The organism is Thalassotalea profundi (assembly GCF_014653195.1).
Lineage (GTDB): Bacteria > Pseudomonadota > Gammaproteobacteria > Enterobacterales > Alteromonadaceae > Thalassotalea_B > Thalassotalea_B profundi.
In genome coordinates, this window is the sequence record NZ_BNAH01000005.1 from 180,152 (window position 1) to 193,122 (window position 12,971).

The 12,971-nt window shown below is 35.8% G+C and carries 9 protein-coding genes and 1 tRNA gene; 8 read left to right on the forward strand and 2 right to left on the reverse strand.

Going from position 1 to position 12,971, the window contains the following annotated elements:
* The first annotated feature begins 6 nt into the window (after nt 1-6).
* From nqrF to nqrM, 3 genes are all read left to right on the forward strand, one after another.
* The gene (nqrF, locus tag IE155_RS07865; protein WP_189377698.1) at nt 7-1,230 is read left to right on the forward strand and encodes an NADH:ubiquinone reductase (Na(+)-transporting) subunit F; all 1,224 of its coding nucleotides are present in this window, start codon (nt 7-9) and stop codon (nt 1,228-1,230) included.
* A 255-nt stretch (nt 1,231-1,485) separates the two neighbouring features.
* Nucleotides 1,486-2,505: an FAD:protein FMN transferase gene (locus IE155_RS07870; RefSeq protein ID WP_189377699.1), complete on the forward strand. Its 1,020-nt coding sequence runs from the start codon at nt 1,486-1,488 to the stop codon at nt 2,503-2,505.
* A gap of 9 nt (nt 2,506-2,514) precedes the next feature.
* Nucleotides 2,515-2,733 carry a (Na+)-NQR maturation NqrM gene (gene nqrM / locus IE155_RS07875; protein ID WP_189377700.1) on the forward strand — a complete coding sequence of 73 codons (219 nt, stop codon included), beginning with the start codon at nt 2,515-2,517 and terminating at the stop codon, nt 2,731-2,733.
* A 53-nt stretch (nt 2,734-2,786) separates the two neighbouring features.
* Here nqrM and IE155_RS17935 read toward each other — a convergent pair whose 3' ends face one another.
* Complete coding sequence (locus tag IE155_RS17935; RefSeq protein ID WP_229817147.1) at nt 2,787-3,917, reverse strand: HupE/UreJ family protein; 1,131 nt, start codon at nt 3,915-3,917, stop codon at nt 2,787-2,789.
* A 138-nt stretch (nt 3,918-4,055) separates the two neighbouring features.
* Between IE155_RS17935 and dinB the strand changes: the two genes are divergently transcribed.
* On the forward strand, nt 4,056-5,129 hold the full coding sequence (gene dinB, locus IE155_RS07885; protein WP_189377701.1) for a DNA polymerase IV: 1,074 nt from the start codon (nt 4,056-4,058) through the stop codon (nt 5,127-5,129).
* A 98-nt stretch (nt 5,130-5,227) separates the two neighbouring features.
* Here the strand turns inward: dinB and IE155_RS07890 are convergent, their stop codons facing one another.
* On the reverse strand, nt 5,228-8,740 hold the full coding sequence (locus IE155_RS07890) for a BACON domain-containing protein (protein WP_189377702.1): 3,513 nt from the start codon (nt 8,738-8,740) through the stop codon (nt 5,228-5,230).
* A gap of 162 nt (nt 8,741-8,902) precedes the next feature.
* On the opposite strand from IE155_RS07890, the gene IE155_RS07895 reads away from it, so the two are divergent.
* The 4 genes from IE155_RS07895 to IE155_RS07910 all read left to right on the forward strand — a co-directional run bounded on the left by IE155_RS07895 (nt 8,903) and on the right by IE155_RS07910 (nt 12,950).
* Nucleotides 8,903-9,343 (forward strand): regulatory protein RecX, encoded by a 441-nt coding sequence (locus tag IE155_RS07895; RefSeq protein ID WP_189377703.1) that lies wholly within the window; start codon nt 8,903-8,905, stop codon nt 9,341-9,343.
* Nucleotides 9,344-9,389: 46 nt separating this feature from the next.
* Nucleotides 9,390-12,014 (forward strand): alanine--tRNA ligase, encoded by a 2,625-nt coding sequence (gene alaS, locus IE155_RS07900; protein WP_189377704.1) that lies wholly within the window; start codon nt 9,390-9,392, stop codon nt 12,012-12,014.
* Nucleotides 12,015-12,463: 449 nt separating this feature from the next.
* Nucleotides 12,464-12,661 (forward strand): carbon storage regulator CsrA, encoded by a 198-nt coding sequence (gene csrA, locus IE155_RS07905; RefSeq protein ID WP_184423771.1) that lies wholly within the window; start codon nt 12,464-12,466, stop codon nt 12,659-12,661.
* Between the two features lie 197 nt (nt 12,662-12,858).
* Nucleotides 12,859-12,950, forward strand: a tRNA-Ser gene (locus IE155_RS07910).
* The last annotated feature ends 21 nt before the right edge of the window (nt 12,951-12,971 follow it).

The window sequence follows — 12,971 nt, forward strand, 5'->3', positions numbered from 1 at the left end:
AAGTCGATGGAAATAATTCTCGGCGTAGGAATGTTCACTGCGATCGTATTAGTTTTGGTATTAGTAATTTTATTTGCTAAATCAAAATTGGTAGCAGACGGTGACGTAACTATCTCAATCAATGGCGACCCAGAAAAAGCAGTTACGACTTCTGCAGGTGGCAAGTTATTAGGCGCACTTGCTGATAAAGGTATTTTTATACCATCAGCATGTGGCGGTGGCGGTACATGTGGCCAATGTCGTGTACATATTCATTCAGGTGGTGGTGATATTCTACCTACTGAAATGGGGCATATTACTAAACGTGAAGCGAAGGAAGGTTGTCGTTTGTCATGTCAAGTAGCTGTTAAGCAAGACATGGATATTGAACTTGAAGACGAAATTTTTGGTGTTCAGCAATGGGAATGTGAAGTTATCTCTAACGATAACAAAGCGACTTTCATTAAAGAATTAAAACTAAAAATTCCTGATGGTGAATCAGTACCTTTCCGTGCAGGTGGCTACATTCAAATTGAAGCCCCCGCTTATGATATTAAATATAAAGACTTTGATATTGATGAACAATATCGTGGTGACTGGGAGCACTTTGGCTTTTTTGATGTAGAATCTAAAGTTGATACGCCAACGTTACGTGCATATTCAATGGCGAACTATCCATTGGAAGAGGGCATTATTATGCTGAACGTGCGTATTGCGACACCACCACCAGGTAAATTACATTTGCCTGCTGGTAAAATGTCGTCATATATATTCAGCTTAAAGCCAGGTGATAAAGTGACAATTTCAGGCCCGTTCGGTGAGTTTTTCGCTAAAGATACCGACGCTGAAATGGTTTTTATTGGTGGTGGTGCTGGCATGGCGCCAATGCGTTCACATATTTTTGATCAGCTTAAACGACTTCATTCTAAGCGTAAAATGAGCTTTTGGTATGGTGCTCGTTCTTTACGTGAAATGTTCTATGAAGACGATTACAACATGCTTGCTGCTGAAAATGATAACTTTGAGTGGCATGTAGCATTATCTGATCCGCAACCTGAAGATAATTGGGATGGTTTAACTGGGTTTATTCATAATGTACTTTATGAACAATACTTGAAAGACCATGAAGCCCCTGAAGATTGTGAATACTATATGTGTGGTCCACCAATGATGAATGCTGCTGTTATTCATATGTTAAAAGAGTTAGGTGTGGAAGAAGAGAACATCCTACTTGATGACTTTGGCGGATAATATTTTTTGATAGTATTTTTACCGTTACTCAGTATTTCTACTATGATTAACAAGTAATTTACTACGCTAGATTTAAATATTAACTGCATATAAAAGGTGACTTAGGTCACCTTTTATTTATCTAAATAACTTGGATTTTAAGAGTTACTAAGAAAATACAAAACAAAGCTGGCTGGTGATGGTTGAAATTGAAAATTGCCTGTAGCACCTAACACTAGGTTATTTAGATAAATAAAATTTTCGGAAGTAATTAACATGAAGCAAATAAAGTTTATTGGAATATGTCTATTATTTATAACTCTCTCAGGCTGTTTTCCGAGTAACGACAATGTAAAACAAGAGTTGTTATTGCAAGGTAAAACTATGGGAACAACTTATAATATTAAAATTGTTGTTGATCCTAATGCAACCGACACTGAAAACCTTCAGCAACTGATTGACGCTGAGTTGAAGCAAGTAAATCAGGAAATGTCGACTTATATTCCTGACTCTGAATTATCCCTATTCAATTCCTCAGACTCTTTAGAGCCTGTTGAAATGTCACAGGGCCTCTCACGTGTTATTAAAGAGGCAATAAGACTAGGCAAGCTAAGTGATGGCAAGTTAGATGTCACTGTGGGCCCTCTAGTTAATTTATGGGGTTTTGGACCTGAATACAGACCAGAGAATATTCCTACTGATGAAACACTTGAATTAGCACGCCAACGAGTTGGTTTAGATAAGTTATCTTTAGATGAAAACAAGCTTACTAAAAGAAATGCTGATCTTTATGTCGATTTATCAACTATTGCAAAAGGTTACGGCGTAGATATTGTAGCAGAGCTCATTGAAAGCCATGGTATTCACAACTATTTAGTTGAAATAGGCGGTGAAATGCGTTTGAAAGGCTTCAAGCATACGGGCGAACTTTGGCATATCGCTATTGAAAAGCCAGTAAGTGAAGAGCGTGCAGTACAGCAAATTATCGTGCCTAAAGATAATGCTGTTGCAACTTCAGGTGACTATCGTAATTATTATGAAGTTGATGGGCAGCGTTTTTCGCACATTATTGACCCTAGTACAGGAAAACCGATTAACCATAAGTTGGTTTCAGTCACTGTTATTCATCCGTCTTCTATGACTGCTGATGGTTTATCTACAGCTATGATGGTTATGGGAGAAGAAAAGGCGATTGCATTTGCACACAAGCATGACTTAGCAGCTTATATTATTGCTAAATCAGAAGTTGGCTTTGTTGAGCATACTTCTGTAAAATTCATGCAATATTTAAGGTAGGGTTTTGTCATGACAATTTTTTTACTAACTTTAGGTTTCTTTTTGGTCATTGCTGTAGCAATGGGGATTGGTTATATTGTCCAAAATAAAACATTAGCAGGCAGTTGTGGTGGCTTAGGTTCTATAGGTATAGAAAAAGCATGTAACTGCGATAAACCATGTGAAAAGCGCCAAGAAAGAGAACGTGTAGCTGCTGAAAAAGATCAGATATCAATTAAAAACATTTAAGTTTTCTATCGTAAGAATAAAGCCGCGAGTTAGCGGCTTTTTTGTTGAATTTATTATAAGGCTCTTTCGATAAACCAATATACACCGATGAGCGCGATAACAATGCTCATTGGCATAACTATTCTCCGTTGATACCAATCTTTTTTATAAAACCAACATAACAGACTGAAAGCAACTAGTATCACGCTTAATTGCCCTATTTCAACTCCTATATTAAAAGCAATTAAGCTGGTAATAAATTGCTGCGGCTGTAGTCCTAACTCTAATAGTACAGAAGCAAACCCTAATCCATGCAATAAACCAAAAGCGAATATAATAGGGAGTCGCGCTCGGGTGAGTTTTTGTTGAAAAATATTTTCGATGGCAACATAAGCAATAGATAATGCAATTAAAGGCTCTACAAAGCTACTGGGAATATTAATAATGTCAAATATCCCTAGAGCTAAGGTAATAGTGTGAGCAAGAGTAAAAACGCTTATTTGCCAAAGTAGTGTTGATGTTTTTCGCGCTAATAAAAAAAGTGCGAGTACAAACAAAATATGATCTAAACCTTTAGGCACTATGTGCACATACCCTTGATATAGGAACTCAGTAAAAGTATCGAATTGGCTTATAACCATGTCATTAGTTTCATTTGGCTTATGAGTGTTATTTATATAAATATCTTGGCTACGACTATGCGTTTCGACTAAGTTTTTATATGGCTTAGCAACGGTTAATATTACATTACCTAACTCAGGTGCAAAACTTATTGCAACTTTTTGAGTATTAATAGGAATATCTCCTACTAAAGTTAGTGGTAAAGATTGAAAATTTAGATGAGTTAACAACTGCTTAAATTCAGCAACACTTAACCCTGATAAAGCAGGGATAGCGTATTTATTTTCATCAAAAAAAATAAAACTATGTTGTTGTATAGATTGTCGAATTGAATCAAGTAGTCGTTTAGTTTCAATTAAGGAAAAAGAAGACAAATGTTCAATTAGCTCAGCATCACCTTCTTGAAAAGCAAGTTTATCTTTTACTATATGTAAAATATCGACATGTATTGATAGATCATATTTGCTATTGGCTAATATATTTAATGTGGCATTAGTATTGTTAGTGATATGCGCATTAGCATTGGCGGTTATAAAGAAAAGTAATACAGCTAATATATTAATTAAAAAAGAGTTTTTAAGCATAGGTGTTCTGTTATGGAATAATAAATTTCAGATACAAACTAACTGATTAGGCTTTAAAAGTGAAGAATAGTTTGTATTTGAAATTAAATTAAAAAGATGTAAACTGTTTTTATATACAGTATTTTATTTTGATTTTTTATGAGTCAACTACGAAAAATAATACATGTTGATATGGATGCTTTTTATGTTTCGGTTGAAATACGAGACAACCCTGATTTAGCTGGCAAACCAGTCGCTGTCGGTGGAAAGGCAAATACAAGAGGGGTGTTATCAACATGTAACTATAAAGCGCGAGAATATGGCGTACGTTCAGCGATGCCTAATAGTGTCGCACTAAGGAAATGCCCTAACCTTGTGATTATTCCTGGCAGAATGGAAGTATATAAGTCAATCAGTGCTCACCTTAGAGAGATCTTTGAGCGTTACACTGATAAAATTGAACCCCTATCACTTGACGAAGCTTATTTAGATGTTTCAGATTGCACATTATTTAATGGCTCGGCAACCCTTATCGCTGAGGATATTAGAAAAGCGATCTTCCAAGAGCTTAATTTAACGGCTTCAGCGGGTATTGCACCCATTAAATATTTAGCAAAAGTTGCCTCTGATTTAAATAAGCCTAACGGACAATATGTAATCGCCCCCAAAGATATTTCACTTTTTATTAAAAGCATGCCATTAAATAAAATTCCTGGGGTAGGTAAAGTGACTTTTGAAAAATTAAAAGTTAACGGTTTTGAAACTGGAAATGACATCATTGCCGCAGATGAACGTTTTTTACAGCTAAAATTTGGAAAGTTAGGAAAGTCGTTATGGCAAAAGTGTCATGGCATAGACAATAGAGCTGTAGAAACCACCCGTATACGAAAATCAGTTGGTGTAGAACGCACATTTTTGCATGATATTTCCGATATCGACGAACTGAGTCGTTATATGCATGAAAAGTTAATACCAGAGCTTAAAAAGCGAGCCAATAAATATTTAGTTAATCGAGACATTAGTAAATTGGGAGTTAAAGTCAAATTTCAGGATTTTCATCAAACCACAAAAGAACTTAGACACACATGTTACGATGATGATATTTTTTCCTCATTATTAGAAGCAGCATTAAGCAGAGGAAATGGTAAATCAGTAAGGCTAATCGGTGTTCATATTGGCTTAGGTGATGTAGCAATGAGTGAACAGAAGCAAATAGAGCTTGAGCTTATATAGCGTTTGCTCTATTTATTGTAATCGTATCCAATTAAGTAACATAAAAAAACGCCACAGAAGTGGCGTTTTTTTATGTTACTTGTTAATGCTAACGGTGATTACTGCATAAAGTCCATCACTAACTTATCATCAACAAAATGTATCAATCGATGATACGTTGGTGAAATAAATGCGTTATTTGAACCTGATGTATAAGCAGAGTAATCAAGTTGCTGTTGCTGACTGTCATATTGCGTTAACGTATGTGCTTCACCATAACCATTTATAAAGCTTTTACGATAAACGTAGCTATTATCAGCACTGTCAGTAACCACTGTAATGGTAGAGACTGTTTGAAACGAAGGTAAAACCCCATTATCACTATAGGCCTCATTTGTTAAGGTTGCCCATTCACTTCCTAGGTTTGCTGTATATAATTGCGTTCCATCGGTGCTGGTTGTGATATTTGGTAAGCCGTAGGTTAAAAAGTTAATGTTTGTATAAGCGGCAACCGTTGTAGCATTTATCATCTTTTCAGCAAAAACATTTATAGAAATATCATTATCTATAATCGATGTAATATTACCGTTATAAGCTAGTAAGCTATTTTTATTAGGAACTTTATGCATTGTTGTCGTTAGAAATGCATTGCTAGTGTCCCAAAATTGAACTTCAAGTGCCATGTTGGCATATTCCATCGCTTGACTAACAACAATCGCTTTTCCATCAACAACAATTATTTTATTAGGGCGATAACTTAAATCTATTAATTCACTATCTAATTGACTAATACTGAAGTCAGTTAGATCGATCTGATAATGGTTAACTTTGGTTTGTTCTACGCCTTCATCATCTAGATAAGTTTCTACATTAGAAGCTAACATTATTGAGCCATCAGGGTGAATCACCAGATTGGTTAGTTCAATATTGGCTAAAGGAGAACTGATTGAAGTTACTTTATTGCCGTCAATCAAATTATAAACATCTATTTTGTCTAATTGAGCAACATAAATGTATGGGCGAAGCGGATCTAAGGTGACACCAAGGGTATTTGGGGTAACACCTTCAATACTGATCTCCGATTGCTGCGTACTATCATAGTCGCCTTTAGTAAAGCTTACGGATATTTTTCCAGACAAGCTCTCATCGATAGAAGTTGGCGATAAAATTATTTCACCGTAGTGTGTACCATTATTTGTCACCATATTTGGATCTACAGTCACAGTTAATGTATTGTCGTTAAGGTTTTCATTAAGCGTTATCCAACTACTATTGGTGGTTGCTTGCCATGGTATATTAGATACTTTATTCGTTTGTACTGTGACTGTTTGCGTCAGTAAAGAACGATCTGCTTGTTGGTCAAAAGCCAAAGCAGGGTAATTTGCAAACAGCCTTACTTCATCAATAGCTAAGGTAACCACCACTTGGATATTATCACCGGAATCAAGATCTAAAATGCTGATCACACCTGTAAATAATCCCCAATTACTGATTTGAGCAGTATCAATTTCAACTGTTAAACTTATGTCTTCATCTTGAAGGTTTGGAGTTAAAATTAACCAACTGGCATTGCTTGTTGCTTGCCAATTTTCGCTTATATTTTCTAAAGTAATTGTTTGTTCATTAATTGTGGTATCACCAAAGGTGCTAGTAAACTCTAGATTAGCGTCAGAAATAGCAATGTTATCTAAATTAATAAGTTCAACTTGTGTATTGGTTTGAAGCACTATTTTTTTATTATCATGGGTGATAGCGGTCGCTTGTGATACTTGCCCGCCTGTGACTATTGTATTTTTACGCTCACCCTGTAAATTATAAATATCAACAACCATGCCCATACCCGCTGCAGGGTCAAAGCGTGTAAATGCGATATTGCCACGGTTATCTTTATTAACAGCTAAAGCTGTACTGTTTTCTGCTTGTGTTAATAAGCCTTTATCAGTGTAGTTTTCACCATCAAAAGTAATCCATTCAGTCGTATCGTTTATCATAAAAAGGGATGTTTCATCATCACTTACAATAAATGAGGCAATAACTTCATTTTCAGGTAAAGATTCAGGACGATACTCAGCTGATATTTCAGGAATAATTCTACTTGTTGTGAAGTCGTTAACTCGAGCCGTTATTCTTTTAAAGGTTGAGTTTGAAGCGTCTATAACATAAAGGGCCTCAGTTTCACTGGCCTGATCGACATTACTAATTGCCGTTATATTTTCTGTATCCCAAAAAAGACGTTCTAAATTTTCGTTGGCAAATTCCAATGTTTGCGTAACAACAAAGTGTCGGCCTGCAAAGCTTACAAATTTTAATGGTTCATATTCGATAGTCGTTTCTGATAATTCAATAGCACTGTTATTATCTAAATTAATCTTATATCGGTGAGTTGTCGTTGTGGTAGATTCATCCTCATTAGTAACGGTAACGTCGGCTTTTGCAAGCAAGATTTTACCATTTGGGTGCAGAATTAATTGTTCTAATACACTATCAGAAGGAGATACGGTAAGTGTTTCAATTAATTCGCCTGTGTATTGATGGTAAGTCCGCAATTCATTATCGACTGACGTATAAAAGTAAGGTTTATCGATAGCAGAAATTAAGGCGTTATTGTTTAAAGTTGTTTCTTCAATAATTGTGTTTTTGGTTTCTAACTCACTAAAGTAAAGTGAAACTGGTATTTCTGCGTTAATAACAAAGGGATTATCTATAGCATTAATGCTGACTATGGCTGAGCTTAATTCATCAGTAGGGATTATGCTTGGGTCAACCGAAATATGAAGGCTATCAGCTGTTAATTTATTAATAATTAACCAAGGTTGATTACTATTTGCTTGCCAATTTACAGCATCAATACTATTTGTGCTTATTTTTACCGTTTGTTCTAATGACTGAATATTTAATGTTTTAGTGAATGAAATAGTTGTTTTACTAGGTACTAGATATAGGTTATCGATACCTAGTTCTACAGGAATTGTATCAATATCACCACTAGAGTTTTCAGTAATGGTGATATTACCCTGATATAAGCCTGCTTGTGTAAATTCGCTGAGATTAGGTACCACTGTGAGTGTGGTTATACCTTCAGTAGTTAAGGCCTCAACTGTTAACCAATCAACATCTGAACTAAATGTCCAATCTGCACTATCTAAGCTTAAGTCTAGTGTTTGTGCCGAGACTTCAGACTCTCCTAGTGTTGCACTAAAACTTAAAAGATTGGAAATAAGTAAAGAAACATCAATATCATGGTGGACTAATGCTGCACTGTTAGCATCGCCTGTGGATAGTCGTATGGTGGTTTGATAAAAATCAGCAGGATAGTTTTCAATATTTGATAACTCTACGATAACGGTTGCAGACGTATCACTGACATTTTCTGTGTAGAACTTTAACCAAGGCACGGCTTGTATATCTGGGGCATAACCCAGTAGTAAGCCATTGCCAGTATAATTAACAGAAACTGAAAATGATTGTGACGATTCTTCATTAACTTCGTGGGTAAAGTTTATCCGACTAGTGTCAGCAGATATTGAAAAACCTGCTTTTGGATCTGGAGTATCACTGCCACATGCTTGTAACGTAATCGCTAATATTATCAAGATAAAAAAACGATAAAGGTGGTTTAACTGTTCCTTCATACTTTTCCCTGTTTTTATAGATGGATTATCAGGTAATTTATTCTATTTTGCTCGAATCGTCACCGAAAGTAAAAAGTTATTCTGATTAATCCGTTTTACTGGTTATTTTTATTGCTTTATGGGTAAAATAGCGCACTTAAATTATCAATAATATTTTTTCTTTTGAATAAAGCCATTTTACATACTGCCGTTGATCTTTTATCACGTCGAGAGCATTCTATAAAGGAATTAAAGAATAAGCTGTTGTTACGTGATTATCCACCAGAAGATTTTGACGAAATTATTGATTATTTACTAGAAAAAAATTATCTCAGTAATGAACGATTTGCTGATAGCGTTATTCGTCAACGGATTAATAAAGGCTATGGTTGGCGCTTTATAGAGAATGAGCTGAAACAGAAAGGGCTAGATACCACAACTATTATGCTAGCGAAACAAGAGTTATCAATAGATTGGTATCAACAAGCAGAAACAGCTTACCATAAGCGCTTTGGTAAAAGTTCAGTAATTGATAATAAAGATAAAGCCAAAAGAATAAGGTTTCTTCAGTACCGAGGATTCTCAAGTGATGAGATTATGCAAGCGATTAAAACTGAAGTATAAATGATAAAATTAACCCGATTAAAAATTAACTTGAATGGAAGTGCCCATGATTAAAACCAGTGCCGAATTACGTCAGGCATTTTTAGATTTTTTTGCTACTAAGCAGCACCAAATTGTTTCAAGCAGTTCACTTGTTCCTGGTAACGATGCAACTTTGTTATTTACTAACGCCGGTATGGTGCAATTTAAAGATGTATTTTTAGGTGCTGATAAGCGTAGTTATACACGTGCAACATCTTCACAACGTTGTGTACGTGCAGGTGGTAAACATAATGATCTTGAAAATGTAGGTTATACAGCGCGTCATCATACATTTTTTGAGATGCTCGGTAACTTTAGTTTTGGTGATTACTTTAAAGAAGAAGCTATTGATTATGCTTGGACATTTCTAACACAAGTATTAGGCCTACCAAAAGAAAAGTTATTAGTGACTATTTATGAAACTGATGATGAAGCTTACGATCTTTGGGCTAATAAAATTGGTTTACCAGCAGAAAAAATAATACGCATTGGCGATAAATCTTCAGCTAAAAAATATGAATCTGATAATTTTTGGTCAATGGGGGATACCGGCCCTTGTGGTCCGTGTAGTGAAATTTTTTATGATCATGGAGAGCATATTTTTGGTGGTCCTCCAGGATCACCAGATGAAGATGGTGATCGTTTCATTGAAATTTGGAATATCGTTTTCATGCAGTTTAATCGTCAAGCTGATGGTGCCATGAATCCATTACCTAAGCCATCTGTTGATACTGGTATGGGCTTAGAACGAATTGCGGCAATTTTACAAGGTGTTCATAGCAATTATGAAATCGATATTTTTCAAAATTTGATAAAAGATACTGCTCAATTATTAAATTGTACCGATCTTGAACATAAGTCTTTACGGGTGATTGCAGACCATATTAGATCTTGTAGTTTTCTAATTGTTGATGGAGTTATGCCATCAAATGAAGGCCGTGGCTATGTGTTACGTCGTATTATTCGCCGCGCTATTCGTCATGGTCATAAGCTTGAAGCTAAGTCTCATTTTTTCCATCAACTGGTTGCATCACTTGTAAAACAAATGGGAGTAGCCTACCCAGAGCTAGTAAGTCAACAACCTATTATTGAAAAAATATTACGTATTGAAGAAGAACAATTTAGTCGTACTCTTGATCGAGGTATGGCTTTATTAGAAGAGATATTATCTCAATTAAAAGGTGATACAATTTCTGGTGATGATGTCTTTAAATTATATGATACGTATGGTTTTCCAGCCGATTTAACTGCTGATATTGCGCGTGAGCGAGACTTTAAAATTGATCATGATGGTTTCGACATTGCTATGCAGCAGCAGCGAGAACGTGCTCAACAAGCGAGCCAATTTGGCACAGACTATAATGAGCAGCTCAAGTCGGATAAAGTCTCATCATTTAAAGGCTATACCAATAGTGAGTTTTCAGCGACGGTTATAGAGCTGTTTAATAATGAAGGAAGTACCTCCCAGTTAGCTGATGGTGAACAAGGCGTTGTGGTGCTTGATCATACCCCTTTTTATGCTGAATCCGGTGGGCAAGTGGGTGACAGCGGAATTATAGTGACCAAAGATGGGACCTTTGAGGTTAAAGATACCGTAAAAGTAGGTCATGCTTTTGCACATAAAGGCGTTGCAAGAACCAATATTCAGTTGAATGCGCGTGTCAATGCATGCATTGATGTTGAACGTCGTCAAGCGATTATCAAAAATCATACGGCTACTCATTTACTTCATGCGGCATTAAGAACAGTGCTGGGTGATCATGTTACTCAAAAAGGTTCATTAGTCGACAATGAAAAGTTGCGTTTTGATTTTTCACACTTTGAAGGTGTTACCTCTGACGAGTTGAAACAAGTTGAACGTATGGTTAATCATGAAATACGTCGAAACCATAAGCGTGATACAGAACTAATGCAAATAGATGCTGCGAAAGCTAAAGGTGCAATGGCATTATTTGGTGAGAAATACGATGATGAAGTGCGTGTTGTTACATTGGGTGATTTTTCAACAGAACTTTGTGGCGGTGTACATGTAAATAGCACTGGTGAAATCGGTTTGTTGAAAATCACTTCTGAGTCGGGCATAGCCGCAGGTATTCGAAGAATTGAAGCGGTTACAGGTGAAGCCGCATTAAATTATATTGATAATCAAGAAAAATCATTAGCTTCAATTGCACACTATGTTAAAAGTGATGTTGGAAGTGTAATTGATAAAGTTGAACAACTTGTTAACCGTAATAAGCAATTAGAACGTGAATTTACACAATTGAAACAACAATTAGCTGCTCAAGCAGGCGCTGATCTTGTCTCTCAGGCGATTGAAATTAATGGGGTGAAGTGTTTGATTGCCGAGCTCGATAATGTGCTTTCAAAAGACTTACGAAGCATGCTTGATGAACTGAAAGTGAAGTTAAATTCAGGCATTGTTATATTAGCAACAGCTAACGAAGGAAAAGTCGGTTTAATTGCAGGTGTTACTAAAGATCTTGTAGGTAGCGTTAAAGCGGGCGAACTTGTGAACTTAGTCGCACAGCAAGTAGGCGGCAAGGGAGGCGGTCGTCCAGATATGGCCCAAGCAGGCGGTAATCAGCCGGAAAATATTAAAAGTGCATTAGCGAGTGTTTCACCTTGGTTAACTGAAAAGTTAACTTAATATGCTAATTGGCTAATCTTAAATTTTAAAAAGGAACATAGTTGTTCCTTTTTTTATGGCTTTAGCTTTATCAGAGGCTTTGTGCCATGCAGCATTAAATAGTAGAGACCTTTACTAAGTAAAAGTTAATCAACTGTTAATAAATATTTGTTAAATAATTAATTTGTAAGGCGGTGTAAAAAACACTGAATTATTGGGTGCCTAGCATACAGAAGCTTGCTATTATATAAACTGTTGATATTTATCAATGTCATATAATAGCCGAATTAAGCTAATTATAATCGTCATTTAAAGTGGTGTTTAAATGTCTTTTATACCAAAAATTACTTAAGTAATTATTTTTTCATAATTAATTACACTTTTATTATGCGAAATTTCAAAGTTTGAACTAAATTTAATACTAGCTTAACGATTTAGTGGATCCCGTTTTAAAGAAAAGGAAATGAATAATGTTAATATTAACGCGTCGTGTTGGCGAAACCTTAATGATAGGTGATGAAGTCACAGTCACGGTATTAGGCGTCAAGGGTAACCAGGTTCGTATTGGGGTGAATGCACCTAAAGAGGTTTCTGTCCATCGAGAAGAAATTTACATGAGAATACAATCTGAAAAAGGTGAAAGTGAGCCAACAGGCAATAAATTTTAAATAAAAAAGTCGACTTAGGTCGACTTTTTTATTGCGAGAATATTTAAATTAACAGATGTTTTAATCGATTAATTTATAATTTGATGTGTGAAAAACAAGCGAGTTGCACGATTTCTCATCAAACAGTTAATAAAGCGTATTAAAAGGTAAAAAATTGTTTGACATATTTTTTATATCCATTAGTATTCGCATCCATTGGTGAGGTGGCCGAGTGGCCGAAGGCGCTCCCCTGCTAAGGGAGTAACGGCTTTAAATCCGTTCGAGAGTTCGAATCTCTCCCTCACCGCCATTCTTTTTCAGGAAATAAAAT